This is a genomic window from Psychrobacter sp. ANT_H3 (assembly GCF_027919975.1).
GTDB lineage: Bacteria > Pseudomonadota > Gammaproteobacteria > Pseudomonadales > Moraxellaceae > Psychrobacter > Psychrobacter maritimus.
In genome coordinates this window covers 1-19,112 of the sequence record NZ_JAQISM010000001.1, presented here as the reverse complement: position 1 = coordinate 19,112, position 19,112 = coordinate 1, and the positions used below count along the sequence as shown (strand labels likewise).

The window sequence follows — 19,112 nt, the reverse complement described above, 5'->3', positions numbered from 1 at the left end:
CGTCTGCTAGCATGCTTAGCGCTACCTGCTCGCCTTATTCTAACAATAGTATTCATCTCCTTATAAACAATTTTATACCCAATAACAGAGACTAAAATTAAGAAGCCAAATCAGGTAAAATAGTGGTTATGACTGCTCTTATCACACCCAGCCCTCGCAAGATTATTCACATTGACATGGATGCTTTTTATGCCAGTGTAGAACAGCGCGACTTTCCTGAGCTACGCGGCAAGCCGTTAGTCGTCGGTGGCGACCCCAATGGTCGCGGGGTGGTTGCAGCTGCCAGTTATGAGGTGCGTAAGTTTGGCGTACGCTCCGCTATGTCCTGTTATGAAGCTCGTAAACGTTGCCCCGATGTCATATTTGTTAGGCCACGCTTTGATGTCTATCGAGCGGTCAGTCAAGATATTCGCCGCATTATGCACAGTTTGACGCCGCAGGTTGAGCCATTATCGTTGGATGAGGCGTATCTTGATGTGACAGGACTGAGCGTGCATCACGGCTCAGCCACACTAATGGCAAATTGGCTACGGGCGCAAATTTTAGCGCAGACAGGACTCAATGCCTCTGCGGGCGTGTCCTTTAATAAAATGCTCGCCAAGATTGCCTCTGATATTAATAAACCCAATGGCACGGCGGTAATTACGCCAGCGGATGCTGAGGCGTTTATTAGCACATTGCCTATTGAGCGTTTCCATGGGATTGGCAAAGCAACAGCGAAACGCTTGCATGCGATGGGTATCAGTAAGGGTGCTGACCTACGGCGCACCCCTGCTGCCATTCTAGTCAATGAATTTGGTAAACGTGGACAGTTTTATCATGACATCGCCCATGGTCGTGACGAACGACCCGTCAAATCGCAGCGTATTCATAAGTCGGTTGGTTCTGAGACCACTTTTAGAGACAATTTAAGTCACGATGAAGAGCTACGTATACAAATATACGAGCAAAACGCCGATGCTTTTGAGCAGCTGCATAAAAAGCAGCTAGTCGCCTATACCATTACCCTTAAAATCAAATACGCCGATTTTACCCAAGTCACGCGTTCGCACACCTTATCCACGGCTTTTGATAGCGCCGAATCTGCCCATTACTGGCTTGATAAGCTGTTTTTAGATATTCCACGTCTGCTGCCTATCCGGCTTGTCGGTGTGACTTTTTCTTCGTTAACGCCTGCCACGCAAATACTGCCGCAGCTAAATTTATTTGAATAAGTCATTAAATCTTTGCAAACAAAGCTATTGGAAACAAAGCCATCACTTTGTCATACCTTAATTTTTTGCTTAGGCTATTTTATTTGCCATTCGTCATTTATGAACGGCTAATGCTTAGGAAACCGTTCTTTCATATCCGCATTTCTGCTACAATTACCTCGAAACTTCTATCTATTGAAAGACCGACTATGACTGACTCTCAACCTATAAACCCAGATGTTAATCTCACTGATACGCCCAATAATAATACCGACAAAAACTTCAACAACAGTACTGATAAAAACCTAAATAACGATATTAATAAGAACGATGACGTTTTAGACTATCTTAGTGTTGACGATTACGATTATGAGCTGCCAGACAGCTTAATCGCTCGTTACCCATTGGCGCAGCGTTCGGCATCAAAGTTGCTATATGTAGCTAAAAACAATCAAGAAAATACTGACAGTCAGATTTTAGACAAACAATTTTCTGAGCTGCCCGACCTGCTAAACACGGGCGACCTAATCGTCTTTAACGACACCAAAGTCATGAAAGCGCGCTTGTTTGGGCAAAAAGACACGGGCGGTAAGATAGAAGTACTTATTGAGCGTTTGGTTGAGCTATCAGATTTAGATGGCGTGACCTTACATTTACAAACGACAGACGGTGCAACCGTTAGCCAAGAGCATATTGCCCTTTGTCATGTTAAAGCCAGTAAAGCACCCAAACTTGGGCAACGATTGCAGATTGCCGACGGTCATATGCACGCTGTGATGATTGGTCGCCAAGATAACTTATTTATTTTAGCTTTTGAGGCGTCTATTCTGCCTGATTTAGAGCGTTATGGTGAGCTGCCTATTCCGCCCTACTTTGAGCGCCACGCCGATGCGACTGACAATACCCGTTATCAGACGGTTTTTCATGACCCTGCCAAACTTGCCAGCGTCGCTGCACCGACCGCCAGCTTACATTTTGATGAGCTCGTGTTAGACAAGCTTGCCGCCAAAGGTATTAATACCGCTTTTGTCACCTTACATGTTGGTGCCGGTACGTTTGCCCCTGTAAAAACAGAAAACTTGCTCAATCACACCATGCATAGCGAATATGCTCACCTGCCCCAAACCACTGCTGACCTCATCAACCAAACGCATGCCAATGGTAAGCAAGTGATTGCGATTGGAACAACGGTCACACGCGTGCTTGAGACTGCGTATCAAAAAACAGCGGTCAATGGACAAGCGCTTTCTAGTTGGGCGGGTGATACCGATATCTTTATTTATCCAGGGTTTAAGTTTGGTGTTATAGACAAACTGTTTACTAATTTTCATCTACCAAAGTCTACGTTGCTGATGTTAGTCTCTGCATTTGCAGGCAAAGCCGCTATCGAGCAAGCCTATCAACATGCCATTAATACCCAATATCGCTTTTTTAGCTATGGTGATGCCATGCTGCTTGATAAAAAGATTCAGTTGCAAGAATAAACATTAAGCAAACAATTAATGCATTGTTCACAACAGCGGTGAAATAAACTGGTAAACTAAACAGTATTTTGTTATAACAACACAGATAACTCTCACTCTAAAGGGCTGCACATGTCTTGTCACTTATCTCATCGCTTGACTACTGTACATCGCTCAGTATCAATGGCGCTGCTTTATTCAGTCGGCTATGCAGCTTTTATGTCTCATGCCCAAGCCGCCACCATTGGCAAGACAGTCATTACCTCGGCGCAGCATGAACCTTTAGCTGCCAGTATTATGGTCACTGATATTAAGACCGCTGATTTTTCAGCCAGTTTGGCAAACTCTACTATTTATCAGCAAATGGGCTTGACGCCAACTGACTCAATGACCGTCCGTTTCCAACCGACGTCAGCCACCAGTGGTCACGTTCTTATCACGACGACCAAACCTGTCTCCAAGCCTTTTGCAGATGTGGTGTTGTCTATTAATGATGGTACTCAGCGCAATGTTATTCCTAAAACATTACTGATGCCTCTAAATAACAGCTTGCCGATTACCCCTACTCAAAGTATCGTTACAGGCGCAAAAAAGCCGAACTTACCTGAGGTTTCTACCACGAATGCGCAACCGTTAATTGTTAAAAAGGGTACGCCGCCACCATTATTATTGGCACCTACAGCCGTTATCACGCCTGCCACGCAAAGTACGACTACGGTATATTCTCCCAATAGCTTAGAGAACAGTCGCTTAGATAATGAGCGTTTGAATAATGATGCTGATAAGCAGAGCAATCCTACGATGACAGCTGTCAATCATGCTAATAATCATGCAACAGGGAATCTAGATGGCAGTGCATCTGCTACTGGGCTTACGGATAATCAATTTGATATCTTGAATATCCAGATTACCCGTCAGATACAGCCTAACGTTTCAAACAATACAAGCAATGCAAATAACACGAATATGATGGCTGCCACGCCAACACCTGTTAACCCTTTGCCAACTGCTAAAAACAAGTCAGATGGTGCAGAGCTCTATAGCACTACCCCATCTACCCAGATTGCTTCACAGCAAACCCTATCCTCTGGAAATCTATCTACGCTAGGTTCCAATGATAAAGGCGCTAGTATCGCTTCTGCTAATAATGACACGAGCTCTGAGTTTAACTATACAGTACAGCGTAACGATAACTTATGGATCATTGCCCAGCAAATCGCAGAGAAAAACAATCTTGATGTACAAACCGTCATGAACGAGATTCAAACCCAAAACCCAAATGCCTTTATCAATAAAAATGCGGATCAGCTAAAAGCCGATGCTCAGCTAAGTTTACCCAAGTATGATGTCGTGCCATCTCAAAAAAAGCTACAGGCCGCTATCAGCGAGCAAAAACGGCATAATAGAAAAGCAAATACACCCATAGTTAAAAAACCTGATGCAGCGAAAGCTGCCTCTAAAACAAAAACTGAAAGTGCTAAAGCGACAAAGCGTACTGAGAAGCCGGTTATAAAGAAAACACAAACCCTGCCAACCGCTCAGTTTTCTGTTCTCGCTCCTGGCCATGACGGTAGCGCAGATGGCACTAAAAATAAGACAGCTATGGCTACGGGTAACGGACTTAGCTCAGATGTGTTAGATATTCTTAAATCATCAAGACAAAGTACAGTAGCGGAGGCTCAGCGTTTATCAAAAACCAACAGCACGCTTGGCGGTTATACTAAAAAGTTGCAATTACAAAACCAAAAACTGGCGGAGCTACAAGCTCGTCTCGAAAAACTACGCAATCAATAATTGCCTAACCGATCAATGCACTATGCTGTGATCGTGGGCGCAGGAGTAACTATGGACAATATGCTATATATTATCGCCGGATTGGTATTTATTGTACTAATAGCGGTTTTGGTCGTGCGTAAAAATAAAGCACAAAAACCATCAGGGCAACCAATTGTAAAGGCAGGAAAAACTGCGCTTAAAGAAGCACCTAGTGAAGCCGACAGCACTAATGACAAAAAATTTAATCCTATTGAGATTGCGCAACGTTTTATGGATCAGCAGCGCTATGACAAAGCCATTGAAACGCTCAACCGCGGTCTTATTGAAAAACCTAATGATAGCCAATTATCTCTTAAGCTGCTTGCGATATATGCCACGATAGATCAATCTGATAACTTTAATAAAGTTTATGACTCTATTAAAACTCATGCTGATGCAAAAAGTATCGCTCAAGCAGATGAATTAAAAGCATTACTGACTGAAGAACAAAATCAAGCAGCCAAACATGCTCTACCAGCTGAAAATGACCAAGATGCGGGTTTTGAGAGTATCGATTTTGATATCCCTGCGGACAAAGTCGACAGTCAAAACGCCATTATTGATAACCATCTTGATGATGATGCGGTTCAACCTACTGCCTATAGAAACGACTTAGCAGACAGCTCTGACACCACTTTAGCTCCTTCTCATGATTTCGATAATATCGAGCAAGATTTTGACCTGAGCCTGAATGACTTAGAAAACGATATTAACGAGCCCGCCGCTACTAGCATGACACCGGTCACTGGGCTAGATATCGCTGATGCTGAAATTTTATCTGCTTCAGCTGTTATAAGCAAAAATGATAATAGTGGCGATAGTAACGCCAGTGACTCCGATTTTGATTTTGATTTCGACTTAGCAGAGCCACAAGATATCTCTACGCAAGCGCCTACTACCACTCTATCTAATGATACGTCTAATAATACTACATTAGATGACAATGAAGACTTTGTCTTAGATTTGGCAGATTTAGAAATTGAAGCTAGCGATGATAACGTTTATGCTGATGTTGATGAAGTCACTACAGAAGCAACTCAACTAGAGCAAGAAGACCTTACTTTATCTCTCGATAATGTTGATAATATCAATGATATTGATACTTTCAATGCACCAGTTGAAGCAGAGACGAAAACACAGCCATCAAGTGAAACGCCTATTCTTATTGAAGACAATTTTGATGACTTTACTTTTGAAGACAATGCAGCGCAGGAAATAAATGAAGTCCCTCATGAGACAGCAGCTCATGAAACAGTAGCTCATGAAACAGTAGCTTCTAACACTGCACCAACGACTGTTACGTTCGATGAGAATACCCTGATTGATGATGATTTTGACTTTGATTCTTTAGCAAGTGCTCCAACAGCGACGACGCCAGTTGACCTTGCAAGCGAAGTTGAAAACAATGTTGATAGCGGAGTTACTGCTGAGACTGAGGTTGAAACTGCCGAAGACTTCTCATCACGCTTTGCAGCTGACTTTGATTTCGTCAAAACGTTAGACAGCAATCAAGTCACCTTAGACTTAGCCAGTCAGTATGTACAGCTGGGTGAATATGATAGTGCCAAACGCTTACTCAATGAAGTCATAAGCCAAGGTACGAGCGAGCAACAAAGCCTAGCGCAAACTCTACTAGATCGCACTGCATAACAAGTAGCACCTTCTCTTATCAGTAAGTATTCTACTATCCTAAGAATACTTGCTGATTTTTTTTGCATTTAAGCTTGATACTCTCTATTATCATTCACTCTATCATTACTCATTATTTTTGCTAGAATGCGCCCTAAGACTTAGCGGCGCTTTCTGCTCTCATTTCTCTTCACTGTGCTAATACTATTACTATGCCCTCCTCTATTATGACAAAGACACGCTCCAATCCTATTCGTCTCATTTATGCTGGTGGTACTTTTGGTAGCTACGGGCGACCCTTAGCACCGTTATCGGCAGATATTTTTTTACCGACCTTGCAACACTTACTGGCTGAGCAAAATAATGCTAATAATCTGCCTCAGGTTTCATGGCTTGATAATACTTTAATTAAAGACAGTAGCCAGCTTACCCCTAGTGACTTTGTACATTTTTATCAGCTTTTGCTATCCGCCTATGCCCAAGGCGACAGACGGTTTGTGCTTATTACTGGTACGGATACTTTGAGTTATTTGGGCGCGTTTTTAGCAGAGGCTTTTGCTGGTAGTGATATTTGCGTGGTTATCACCGCTAGTATGCGCCCATTATTAGACAGTAACGTGTTGCACTCTTACACCATTGACGCAAATAGCGATGCTTGGGATAACCTTACCGATTCCTTAAAATTGGCGGCAGCTGGTGAATCAGGTATAAAGATTGGTTTTGGCGGTGAGTCTTGGCCGGCGCAGACAGTGCAAAAAATTCATAGCCACGATTTGATGGCATTTACCGGTCACTCTCGAGCGGCGTATCCTGCCAATAGTTATATCAAAAGCTTACCCGATACCCGCCGCCAGCACTGGCTAGATGATCAGCAAGAATTGGTCGACTTTATTGAAGCTCGGGCTAAGCAAGCGCGTATTCATGCCTTATATTGCCTGCCGAACGACACTGAGGTGATGAGCAATCAGCTACAGGCATTATTATCACAGCCGCCTTGTGGGATTATTTTATTAGGTTTCGGCGCAGGCAACGTTCCTTATTCGCCAGCGCTAGCACAAGCACTAGAACTTGCTTATAAAAACGGACACATGGTGGTATGCGCTAGTCAGTCTCCATTTGGTGGGGTCAGTGAGAGCTATGCTGCCGGTAGTTGGCAATATGATTATCATGTAATTAGTGGCGGACGTTTAACAATTCCCGCTATTTATGCACGGCTGTTATGGCTTTTACTGCGTTATGATAGTCCGGCAAGACGCCGTCAGCGCTGGCTCAACAATGTCAATCAAGCTGGCACTACTATCAAGAAACATTAGCCTAGCGTTGAATATGCGTACTTTATAAGCGCCAATACTAAAATATCCAATACTATAATGCCCAATAACACCCATGTCCGAGATTAACATGTCCGAGATTAACAGCATCGAAGCTAAAGCTCCCCCAACTTATACATTAGCTATCGCCATTGAGTTTTTGGGTACGCACTATCATGGTTGGCAGCGGCAACGAGAAGTATTGGGCGTACAGGAAGCGTTAGAGACAGCTATCGGTAAAGTCGCTAATGAGACAGTAGAGGTCGTCGCGGCTGGTCGTACCGATGCAAGCGTCCATGCCAGCAATATGATTGCCCATTTTACCACTCATGCCTATCGACACCCTCATAACTGGCTGCGCGGCGTCAACAGCTTATTGCCCGATGATATCGCCCTACGCTGGATACAGCCGATGCCTGACGACTTTCATGCCCGTTTTGGGGCTATTGCCCGTCGTTATCGCTATATTACGCTCAATCAAGCCCAGCGCCCTGCTATTTTAAATCACCAAGTGACTCATATTTATGAGCCGCTGGATTTAGCAGCGATGCAAGTAGCGGCGGCTGATATCGTTGGTACTCACGATTTTAGCAGCTATCGTGCCGCTGCCTGTCAGTCTAATCAGCCCGTCCGCTCAGTCAGTCATGCAAGACTCTTTGCCCACGGTCAATTTATTGTTTTTGACATTCAAGCAGACGGATTTTTGCATCATATGGTACGTAACCTCATGGGCACTTTATATGCCATTGGTCGACACGAATTGCCGCCAGAAGCATTTTTGGATATTTTAGCCAAAAAAGATCGTACGATTGCGCCGCCGACAGCTTCTGGGGATGGCCTATACTTTATCAACGCCTATTATCCTAAGCGTTTTCAACAATTACTGCCCGATGCGCCCTTAACACCTATTTGGCTCAACCTACCCGATTAAGCTAATATAAGCGGGCATAATGCCTATGTACTACAGCCCCTCGTTAAAAGATAACATACATATCACTTACAGGCTGTCAAGCAAAAATCAGGTTCCGTATTGCTTTAATCCGCTAAGTTACGTATAATATGGGCTTATTTTTAATTGATTGATACAAATTATGGCAAAAGACGATATTATTGAATTTGAAGGCGAAGTCATTGATACCCTTCCAAATACATTGTTTAAAGTTCGTTTAGAAAACGGACACGAAATCATTGCGCACATCTCAGGTAAGATGCGCAAACATTACATTCGCATTTTGACTGGCGATAAAGTTAAGGTTGAGATGACGCCTTACGATTTATCAAAAGGTCGCATTACTTACCGTGGTAAAAACTAAATTCTTATTGGCTAAAATGGTTATAACAGCATTAATATAAATGCTTGAGAGGTTTAACTGATAATAATAATGATACTGCTAGCCTACTCATTATTGCCTATCATATTTTAGTCTATTAATATTGTTTTTTGCTTTTACCATAAAAAATACCGCTACTTTTAGCGGTATTTTTTTGTCTTCATTTTAAGACCGAAATCTTAGGACTTAATTGTTTTCTTAATAACGACTTTTCAATAGCCGTTTTTAAATAACGATTTTTAAATAATAACCTATAAATATAGTGAATTCACTTTGCAACCGATATAGTACGACTGCGATGAATGTTTCGTAGCCTCTGTGATAGCAGCAAGCAAGGAAAATTTATACCAGTCGCACGTAACTATCAGCGTATCTAGCGCATCGATTTTGTTGCTAACTATAGCGATAGTGATGACCTATTTAAACTCAACGGTTGCACCATTTTGAATCACACCTAACAGTGCAAGCGCGTCCCAGTTAGTCAAGCGTATACAGCCTGCTGATGCTTGACGGCTGATACGGGCAGGATCTGGTGAACCATGAATACCGTATGAAGGCTTACTCAGTCCTATCCATACCAGCCCGACTGGATTATTAGGACCTGGTGGAATGATAGCTTTGCTGCCATCATTGCCTGTGTAGGTATAATTAGGCTCATGTACCTTTACTTCTACCGTATGCGTCCCTGTTGGCGAGGGCGTCGCTGTGCTGCCTACCGTGGTCGGATAACTGGCTATTAAGTTATCTTTAGCATCATAAGCGTATAGCGTTTCGGTGGCTTTATCAGCGACGACTCGGCTCACAGGCTTCATATTAGGATTGCCAGGGTTATAAACAGTGATGGTTTCACCCGCGGTAAATTTAGCGGTAGGATTGAGCGTTTTAAGATATTTTTCACTGATATGGAACTTTTCTGCCAAGCCTTCCGTCACGCTTTCATAATACATACCATCGAGCTTAGCCTTGGCTTCTGCGCCTGCTGGAATGCTCGTGGTTTTAATATTAACATCCGCCTCACTCAGCTGATAACTGACCAATACTGGCTGAGTCATCAGTTTTTCATTTTTGGTTAATGCTTGCCAAGTCTCATTATTCAAATCATTAGTTACGGTCAAGCCATTGGCTTTTTGAAAAGCTTGCATGGCCTTAATGGTGTTTTTACCCCAATAACCATCTACCGGACCAACGCCATTTTGGTTCCAGTTCAACAAGGCTTGTAGCTTAGTGCCGACATTACGATCAATTTTAGTGCCTTTCTTCCAAGCAGCGGCATTTATCTTTTGCGCGACTGCTGGCAGATTTTCTGTCGTATATTTAATGGTCGGTAAAAACTTATTCAACGATACGGCAGCTCTACTGTTACCCGCAACTTTTTGGCTTACCCCATTGGTCACTGGGCTGATATCTGTGGCATTGTTAGCAGCAGCTTGTTTATTGACAGTGTTGGACGCTGCCTTACTTGCAACGGTTTCATTGTTGGCGTTGCTTGTCGCATTTGCACTATTATCATTAGTAGCATTAGTATTATTGTCATTAGTAGCAGCAAAGCTTTGGCCCATCAATAAAAATGTCGATAAACCAAGGGCTGCCAGTGCGCTGCTAATTTTGGTTAATTGGTACATGTAAAACTCCTAGAGTAGTTATTGTTATTAATATTGTTTTTTATTAGAAATTTAATGATAAAAACTCACTATTAAGACGTTTGTTTTGAGTGATTTTTAATGTCTTAAGAAAATATTTCTTTCGTAGAAAAAGTAAGGTTAATAAATAGTGCTTATTTTAATGACTTAGTATTTTAATAACTTAGTAAACTCGCCTATAGTGACATATTAGCCTGTCAGCATATAACAGCTTTATGTTAATAAAAGCCTTATCCTGCGGCATCTGTGTTAAAAAAAGTCCTTTTTTGCGACCAGCTTATTGAGTGTGTTACGGTGAATAAATCTTTTAAATAGGTATAAAAAAACCCATAACTTGCTAAGCAAATTATGGGTTTCTCACTATAAGGATTTCTCTTTATCATGCTTTCTAGTCTTTAAGATTTCTAGCTATTAAGGCTTCTAGTTAACAATATTTGAAAAATCCGCTTATATTAAAGCTCATCACTAAACCAATTTTGCCAGTACCGCCTGCCCCATTTCTTGACAACCTACTTGTTTGAGTCCTGTCTCGCTACGATCGAGGATATCAATGGTACGTAAACCATCGTCAAGTACGTCACTGACCGCTTGCTCAATCGCTTGCGCGGCAGCTTCTTGTTTAAAGGTATAACGCAGCATCATTGCCACAGATAAAATGGTCGCCAATGGATTGGCTTTGTCTTGACCAGCGATATCAGGGGCTGAACCATGGCAAGGCTCATACATGCCTTTACCCGCCTCATCGAGGCTTGCTGACGGCAGCATACCGATAGAACCAGTCAGCATCGCCGCTTCATCAGATAAGATATCACCAAACATGTTGCCAGTGACCATTACATCAAACTGCTTAGGGTCTTTAATCAGCTGCATACAAGCATTGTCAGCATACATATGCGATAACGCCACATCGCTATAGTCCGCTTGCTGCATCTCAATCATCGTCTGCTTCCACAGCTCAGTGACTTCTAAAACATTGGCTTTATCGATTGAGCAAACCTTAGCTGGCGTACCTGCTGCTTGTGCACGAGTTTTCGCCAATTCAAAAGCGACTTTACCGATACGTTGAATTTCACTGGTGCTATAAACCATGGTGTTATAGCCTTGCTGCTCACCATTCGCTAAGGTACGAATACCACGCGGCTCACCGAAATAAATACCACCGGTTAATTCACGTACAATCAGCAAGTCTAGACCCGAGATAATCTCAGGCTTGATGCTTGAAGCATTAACAAGCTGCGGATAAAGTTTGGCTACGCGCAGATTGGCAAATAAACCAAGCTCACTACGAATTTTAAGTAAACCACGCTCAGGACGTTTGCTACGCTCAATACCATCCCACTTAGGACCACCCACCGCACCCAATAACACCGCATCTGCTGCACGCGCACGTTGTAGCGTTTCTTCTGGCAATGGTTCACCCGTGGCATCAAACGCCACACCACCAATTAATCCAGATTCAAGGGTTAAGCCTAATTCAAACTTATTATTGACAGCATTAAGCACATCAACGGCTTGAGTCATGATTTCAGGGCCAATGCCATCGCCTGCTAATGTTAAAATCGTTGCCATACTGATCCTTGTGAGTAAATGGTTAAGTAAATATTCTTTATGGAATTGATGTTTATGCTACTAATACTTAAGGTATTGCTATTTAGGGTACTGCTAACAAGCTTATGAGAGCCTGTTAAAAAATGACTTCTTGTGTAATGCTTTACACAAGAAGTCAGGGTCTATCTGTTTAAATAAGTTTCTTTAAATAAACTTCTTTAAATAAACTTCTTTAAATAAGCTTCGATGTAAACGCTTTTTTATGAAACTTTGGCTTTTACTTTATTTTTTGCTAGTGGCTTTGATGGCGACTGAGTAGGTTCAGCTTTAACAACACGAGTTTCTACAAACTCTCCTTGATGCTCAGCCCCTATCTCTTTGCAAAAGCGGCGCTGGACACTATTGCCTTGATATAGCTCAACACATAACGGCTCTGGCGAAGCACTATCAAGCAAACTGCCTGAGTTGTTGCTAGATTTTTTTTGATAAGCGCGCAGCTGATAGGTTCCTGCCTCAGCAAAATCGTGAATCATCGCGAAACGCTCGACATAGCCCAAGTTATTTTCTGGATAGAAATTGACTTGTACCTCACGCTTGCCAGGCTTTACTCGCGCATAATAATTGGTTAGCCCAGGCATAGCAGATGCTGACAAGGGTACAATTTTTATCGCTTTTTTATGAGTAAGCAGCGTCATATCCATCGCCACTGGCGCTTGTCCATGCTTATTACCAGTACGGCTCTTACCGTTTGCATTCACCGCTTGCATCGCAACCAGCATGGTAGGATTAAGAGGCTCATGAGTATCACTACCTATAATGCGCGTCTGGTCAATGCGGGCAATTTCGCAATGATAAGTACCGACACAGGCAATATTTACTTCACCGGCGACAGGGGTTATTTTCCCAGTCCATACCTTGGCATTTTCTGCCGAGTCTATTTGTTGATAACCCGTCAATACCTGACAGCCAGATAATAATAAACTTGCGGCAATAGCCGTACTTGTCCATACAACAAAGCGTGTTTTATTCATAATGGTGGCTACTATTTATGAGGTAGAAATTACGATAAGGTAAAAATACATTATCATTCATTTTAGCCACTTAATTACCATAACTCAACGCTGTATTAGCGTTGAGCACTTTTATATGTTGAATAATATTTTCTACTAAAAAAATTTTATCAGTCCTTTGAATACTAAGGACTATTCTCTAATAGCTGTCCTCTAATAACTATGCTCTAACGTCGTTAAATATCCAAGGCGTTTTTTGCATCATTTTATGCTCATAGTCTTTAATCGCATCGCTTTGCTGCAAAGTCAGACCGATATCATCAAGACCATTTAGCAAGCAATGCTTACGAAACTCATCGACCTCAAAAGCATACTCTTCACCGCTTGGGGTAATAACCACTTGACGCTCAAGGTCGGCGGTTAACTCATAGCCTTCATTGGCAAGCGTTGCTTTCATCAAGGTATCAACGATGGCTTCATCCAAGACGATTGGCAGCATGCCATTTTTAAAGCAGTTATTATAAAAAATATCAGCAAAGCTTGGTGCAATGATAGTACGAAAGCCGTATTCTGAAAGCGCCCAAGGCGCATGCTCACGGCTCGAGCCACAGCCAAAGTTTCTGCGTGCCAACAATATAGTGGCACCTTGATAACGCGGCTGATTCAAGACAAAATCTGGGTTAATCACGCGGGTGCTATTGTCTTGACCCGGATAACCTTCGTCGAGATAACGCCAATCATCAAATAAATTGACGCCAAAGCCCGTACGTTTAATGGATTTTAAAAACTGTTTGGCGATAATTTGGTCGGTATCGACGTTTGCGCGATCGAGCGGACAAACGATACCGGTTTGAGTGTTATAAGCTTGCATAAGATTTCCTTAAAATATCGATTACTAACGTAAAATTTTCTGGCTGCTTAATACAGCTTAAAAGAGCGTGCCATTTGCTTAACTATCTTAGTCATCCTATCTTTTTCACTCTCAGGATAGTTCAGATGTAATACTGCTTCCTGACCATCCTTAACTTTAATAACATGATAAAAAACTTGACCGTCTTTTCTATAGCCGCTTGCTGTATAGGTTTTGTCTTTTAACAGCTCGTAAGTAACTGTCATGCCAGCTTTATATTGATGCTGCTTCTCTTTTAGATAATCACTATCTGTATAAAAGAAAACAATTGGTGTATTACTCCCAAAGACCAAAATAGTGGCATTAGAGTTGGGTAACTTAAAATGACGACCATCACCATTATCTGCCTCAGGCAACCATGTCAATTGATTTGGCACATCGACACAATAGGCAAATCTTCCATTACAGTAATCAAGAGCCATCGCTAGCTGAGAGCTACCCAATAAGCAAAATAAAATAAACAGCATTTTCATTTTTATGCTCTATAGAAATGCAAAGTTAAAACGTACGCACATCGACAAAGTGACCGGCCAATGCTGCTGCTGCTGCCATCGCTGGGCTGACCAAATGCGTACGACCGCCATTCCCCTGACGACCCTCAAAGTTACGGTTGGACGTTGAGGCACAATGCTCTTGCGGCTCTAGCTTATCGGCATTCATGGCTAAACACATCGAACAACCCGGCTCACGCCATTCAAAACCTGCATCCATAAACAAAGCATCTAAGCCTTCTGCTTCTGCCTGCAATTTCACCTGACCAGAACCGGCTACTACAATGGCTTCTTTAATATTATCGGCAACTTTACGACCTTTAATCACTGCTGCTGCATCACGCAAATCTTCGATACGTGAGTTGGTACACGAACCAATAAAAATACGATCAAGCTGAATATCGGTGATTTTTTGCCCAGCTTCTAAACCCATATAAGTATAAGCACGCAACCAGCCTTCTTCTTGCGCTTCATCAGCCGCTTGGTCAGGGGTTGGCACCGATTGAGTGATATCAACGACCATTTCAGGAGAAGTGCCCCAAGAAACTTGCGGTGCTATCTCGCTACCATCAATCTCAACCACGGTATCAAATACGGCATCATCATCTGAGTACAAGGTGCGCCAATAAGCTTCCGCTTGCTCCCACTGCTCCTCAGTCGGTGCATAAGGACGGCCTTTCACATACTCAATGGTCGTATCATCGACGGCAACCATGCCGACGCGTGCGCCCGCTTCAATTGCCATATTACAGACGGTCATACGACCTTCCATGCTCATGTCTTCAAATACTTGTCCGGCAAACTCAATCGCATGCCCCGTCCCGCCAGCGGTACCAATTTTGGCAATGATAGCGAGCACCACGTCTTTTGACGTCACGCCAGCGCCAAGCTTACCGGTGACCCGGATTTGCATATTTTTTGATTTCTTTTGAATCAAACACTGGGTTGCCAATACATGCTCAACTTCTGAGGTGCCGATACCGTGTGCTAAGCAGCCAAGAGCACCATGGGTCGCGGTATGTGAATCACCACAAACGACCGTCATACCAGGCAAGACTAAGCCTTGCTCAGGACCGACCACGTGCAAGATACCTTGACGCGCATCATTAATGGTAAATTCAGCGATATCAAACTTGGCACAGTTTTCATCCAAGGTTAGTACTTGTAAGCGCGATACTTTGTCTTTGATACCAGCCACGCCTTCTGAGCGCTCTTTAGTCACTGTCGGTACATTATGGTCAGGGCTTGCGATATTAGCCGACAGACGCCACGGTGCACGGTTGGCAAGCTCTAAGCCTTCAAATGCTTGCGGGCTTGTCACTTCGTGTAGCAAATGGCGGTCGATATAAATCAGGCTCGAACCATCATCGCGCTTGGTGACTTCGTGAGCATTCCAAAGTTTGTCATATAACGTTTGACCGGCCATGTTGCTATCCTTTTTTAGTTGCTAATTTCTGAATGACTGCTTTAATAATGAGTGAGTGACAAAATATTTTTGTCTACTGACGCACTTTAATTTAATACTTGGTTAATACCTGGTTATTCATTTATGTTTTATAGAGCCTTATTAAGACGTTATAGGCCCAAAGAATAAACACAGATATTTTATAATATTTATCCTCTATTGTATTAATAGCTACCCAAAATACGCCATATACTGCCAATCATGACGTTAACAGAATAAATATGTGACAATACGTCTAGATGTCTTGTGATTATAGCAGGCTAATCCTATAATAATAATTGATGATTTTTGCATAGTCACAAACTTTTATTTCTAATTCATTATGATTAGGCTAGCCAACTTTTATTTATAGCTCGTTATGTAGCTAAGGACATCGGTGTGAATACCACAAATTTGACGACATTTGTCACTGTTATGAAGACAGGCAGCATCTCAGGTGCAGCAGAAAAGCTATTTATTACTCAGCCTGCGGTCAGTAAGCGCATCAAAAATTTAGAAGATGAGTTTAATATTACCCTATTTGATACGGTTGGTCGCGGCATTGTACCGACGCAAGCCGCCAGTGAAATGCTGCCTCATGCCAAACGCTGGCTTGAAGATTATGAAAACTTTAAAATTAACCTACAGCATTCGCAGCATATTGTGTCCGGTAAGCTCGTTATCGGTACCAGCCATCATATAGGCTTGCATCACCTAGCCCCTGTGCTTAAGCATTTTATCCAAGCTTATCCTGCCGTACAACTAGAAGTGCATTTTGTCGATTCAGAAACTGCCCATAAAGCGGTGCTCGATGGCGATTTATCATTGGCATTTTTAACGCTGCCGCCCGTCTATGATAAGCGTTTGACCTATCATACCTTATGGTCAGATCCACTCTACTTTATGACTGGCACCTTATCGCCTTTAGCGACCAAATCCAATGTGACGCTCGAGCAATTGGCGCGCTATCCTGCAATCCTGCCATCTGCCAATACCTTTACCAGTCAAATTACCTTGGCGGAATTTGCTAAGCACAATCTAAAACCTTACGCCACTATGAGCACCAACCCGCTTGAGTCTATTCGGATGTTGGTTTCTGTTGGGCTTGGCTGGTCGGTATTACCACAAACGATGGTCAGTCAGGATTTAGAACGTATTGATATGGCAGACAATATCGAATTGCAACGTTATTTGGGCGTGGTCATCAATCCAAAACTAACACCATCAAGCAGCGTGACGGCATTATTAGAATTGCTAGCGCCCATTGAATAGAGATTAAGTAGACTCTTTATGAATATTGGCTAAAAGAACTGCGTTATTCAGCAAAATAGCGCATTCGCATTTGTGCCATTCATACGTTATAATACATTTGACGTTGTTTAGATAACATAAATTTACCTTAAGCACACTGATAGTCATATATTGAACACTTCTAGTAATATATGATAGTAAACAGTAGGTTTAGTGGTTTTAAATGATTGGTTATATAAACGACTGAGATTTATACATGATAAGCAGATGCGAGCGATGAAATTATAAAATTGACAGATGAATTTGCCGTTTGCGTTGAATCATGACTTTATAGATAGCAGTCCTAGAACAGCATCAATCATATAAAACTAACAGAAGATTTTGAATAAAAGCCATTATGTCCTACTTAATGGCTTTTTTCGTCTTTAGATTCTTTCATCTTAAGACATTGTTTTCGAACAGCGTCTTGTAAGACCTAATTTTTATCATTCAAAATAATGACAGCCAATTATGTTGGTTAAGGACAGTTTATATGAACGGAGTTTCTAGTGGCGTGATGATATCACTTGGCGCCTATTTCTTAGTGATGATTGGGATTGGCATTTATGCTTATTTTAAGCAAGCCAATGATACTGAAGGCTATATGCTTGGTGGTCGTAGTTTAGGCCCTGCAGTCACTGCCTTATCAGCAGGCGCATCGGACATGTCAGGCTGGTTACTACTTGGTTTGCCAGGTGCTATGTACGCTGACGGTGTCGTCAGTGCATGGATTGCCATTGGTTTAACCTTGGGTGCTTTTCTAAACTATCTTATCGTGGCGCCGCGCCTTCGCGTTTATACCGAAGTCGCTGACAACGCCATCACTTTACCGGATTATTTTGCCAACCGCTTTGAAGACAAGTCGCATTTGCTACGTGTCATCTCTGCCGTGGTTATTATCTTATTCTTTACCGTTTATACCGCTGCCAGTTTAGTCGGTGGTGGTAAACTTTTTGAAAGCTCGCTCAACCTTTCTTATAGTACAGGTTTATGGGTGACCGCTGGTGTCGTCGTTGCTTATACGCTATTTGGTGGTTTCTTAGCGGTATCGATGACTGACTTTGTACAGGGTATCATCATGCTGTTTGCCATGGTGATTGTGCCTATTGTCGCCTTGACCGACCTTGGTGGTGTGTCGGCGACGACCAATGCTATTAGAGCCATTGACCCTAGTATGCTAGATATTACCAGCGGTATGACGGTACTGGGTATTGTATCGCTACTCGCTTGGGGGCTTGGTTATTTTGGTCAGCCGCATATTATCGTCCGTTTTATGGCCATTCGCTCAGTAAAAGATATCCCCACTGCGCGTAATATCGGTATGAGCTGGATGATTATCAGCCTTATCGGTGCTTGTGTGACAGGTATCGCTGGTCGCGCCTATGTACAAAAAACGGCAATGACATTAGACGACCCTGAAACCATCTTTTTGGTCTTTACCCAGTTCTTGTTCCATCCACTGGTATCAGGTTTCTTATTAGCCGCCATTTTAGCCGCTATTATGAGTACGATTTCCTCGCAATTACTCGTGGTATCAAGCTCATTGACTAAGGATGTTTATAAGCTATTCTTTGATAGAGATGCGCCAGAAGCGCGTCAAGTATTGGTTGGTCGACTCTCAGTTGTCGTGGTTGCTGTAGTCGCAATCTTACTTGCTTCGAACCCAGAAAGTTCTGTACTCAGCTTAGTATCTAACGCTTGGGCAGGATTTGGCGCAGCATTTGGACCACTGGTTATTTTCAGCCTTACATGGCGTCGTATGAACCGTAACGGTGCCGTTGCTGGCATGGTCGTCGGTGCATTGACTGTTATCTTATGGGTTTATGGTCCTTTCCAGATGAATGGCGTGCCATTAAACAGCTGGTTATACGCTATCGTTCCAGGCTTTATCTTAAGTACCATCGCTATTTTTGCCGTGAGTATCATGACTGGTGGTCCAAGACCTTCAGTATCGGCGAAGTTTGAAGAGATGGAAATGAACTTAGATAGATAAGTAGTTTTTATTTATTATTGTATGACAAAAAAACCTCGCTAATTG

Annotated in this window: 15 protein-coding genes; 9 read left to right on the top strand and 6 right to left on the bottom strand. The window is 42.6% G+C overall.

All coding sequences use genetic code 11. From position 1 onward, the window contains the following. The first annotated feature begins 128 nt into the window (after window positions 1–128). The 7 genes from dinB to infA all read left to right on the top strand — a co-directional run bounded on the left by dinB (window position 129) and on the right by infA (window position 8,723). Window positions 129–1,214, top strand: coding sequence for a DNA polymerase IV (dinB, locus tag PG901_RS00075; RefSeq protein WP_271133025.1), 1,086 nt, complete (start codon window positions 129–131; stop codon window positions 1,212–1,214). A gap of 188 nt (window positions 1,215–1,402) precedes the next feature. Then, window positions 1,403–2,677, top strand: a complete 1,275-nt coding sequence (queA, locus tag PG901_RS00070; RefSeq protein ID WP_271133024.1) for a tRNA preQ1(34) S-adenosylmethionine ribosyltransferase-isomerase QueA — start codon at window positions 1,403–1,405, stop codon at window positions 2,675–2,677. Window positions 2,678–2,788: 111 nt separating this feature from the next. Next, window positions 2,789–4,450 carry a type IV pilus assembly protein FimV gene (locus tag PG901_RS00065; RefSeq protein WP_271133023.1) on the top strand — a complete coding sequence of 554 codons (1,662 nt, stop codon included), beginning with the start codon at window positions 2,789–2,791 and terminating at the stop codon, window positions 4,448–4,450. Window positions 4,451–4,501: 51 nt separating this feature from the next. Next, a complete protein-coding gene (locus PG901_RS00060; RefSeq protein ID WP_271133022.1) occupies window positions 4,502–6,121 on the top strand; it encodes a FimV/HubP family polar landmark protein in 1,620 nt (539 codons plus the stop codon). 206 nt (window positions 6,122–6,327) lie between these two features. After that, window positions 6,328–7,413, top strand: coding sequence for an asparaginase (locus tag PG901_RS00055; RefSeq protein WP_271133021.1), 1,086 nt, complete (start codon window positions 6,328–6,330; stop codon window positions 7,411–7,413). 88 nt (window positions 7,414–7,501) lie between these two features. Continuing rightward, complete coding sequence (truA, locus tag PG901_RS00050) at window positions 7,502–8,341, top strand: tRNA pseudouridine(38-40) synthase TruA (RefSeq protein WP_271133020.1); 840 nt, start codon at window positions 7,502–7,504, stop codon at window positions 8,339–8,341. 160 nt (window positions 8,342–8,501) lie between these two features. Beyond that, window positions 8,502–8,723, top strand: coding sequence for a translation initiation factor IF-1 (infA, locus tag PG901_RS00045; RefSeq protein ID WP_021814850.1), 222 nt, complete (start codon window positions 8,502–8,504; stop codon window positions 8,721–8,723). Between the two features lie 434 nt (window positions 8,724–9,157). On the opposite strand, the gene PG901_RS00040 is transcribed toward infA, so the two are convergent. The 6 genes from PG901_RS00040 to leuC all read right to left on the bottom strand — a co-directional run bounded on the left by PG901_RS00040 (window position 9,158) and on the right by leuC (window position 15,766). Continuing rightward, window positions 9,158–10,363: a L,D-transpeptidase family protein gene (locus tag PG901_RS00040; RefSeq protein WP_271133019.1), complete on the bottom strand. Its 1,206-nt coding sequence runs from the start codon at window positions 10,361–10,363 to the stop codon at window positions 9,158–9,160. A gap of 483 nt (window positions 10,364–10,846) precedes the next feature. Then, window positions 10,847–11,950 (bottom strand): 3-isopropylmalate dehydrogenase, encoded by a 1,104-nt coding sequence (gene leuB / locus PG901_RS00035; RefSeq protein WP_271133018.1) that lies wholly within the window; start codon window positions 11,948–11,950, stop codon window positions 10,847–10,849. Window positions 11,951–12,189: 239 nt separating this feature from the next. Further along, entirely contained in the window at window positions 12,190–12,960 is a 771-nt protein-coding gene (locus PG901_RS00030; RefSeq protein WP_271133017.1) for a hypothetical protein, read from the bottom strand. Between the two features lie 199 nt (window positions 12,961–13,159). Continuing rightward, on the bottom strand, window positions 13,160–13,810 hold the full coding sequence (leuD, locus tag PG901_RS00025) for a 3-isopropylmalate dehydratase small subunit (protein WP_201564702.1): 651 nt from the start codon (window positions 13,808–13,810) through the stop codon (window positions 13,160–13,162). 47 nt (window positions 13,811–13,857) lie between these two features. Next, a complete protein-coding gene (locus tag PG901_RS00020) occupies window positions 13,858–14,322 on the bottom strand; it encodes a hypothetical protein (protein WP_271133016.1) in 465 nt (154 codons plus the stop codon). A gap of 25 nt (window positions 14,323–14,347) precedes the next feature. After that, window positions 14,348–15,766, bottom strand: coding sequence for a 3-isopropylmalate dehydratase large subunit (gene leuC, locus PG901_RS00015; protein WP_271133015.1), 1,419 nt, complete (start codon window positions 15,764–15,766; stop codon window positions 14,348–14,350). Between the two features lie 417 nt (window positions 15,767–16,183). On the opposite strand from leuC, the gene PG901_RS00010 reads away from it, so the two are divergent. Next, on the top strand, window positions 16,184–17,056 hold the full coding sequence (locus tag PG901_RS00010; protein ID WP_271133014.1) for a LysR family transcriptional regulator: 873 nt from the start codon (window positions 16,184–16,186) through the stop codon (window positions 17,054–17,056). A gap of 511 nt (window positions 17,057–17,567) precedes the next feature. Continuing rightward, on the top strand, window positions 17,568–19,067 hold the full coding sequence (gene putP / locus PG901_RS00005; RefSeq protein WP_201564710.1) for a sodium/proline symporter PutP: 1,500 nt from the start codon (window positions 17,568–17,570) through the stop codon (window positions 19,065–19,067). Window positions 19,068–19,112 lie beyond the last annotated feature (45 nt).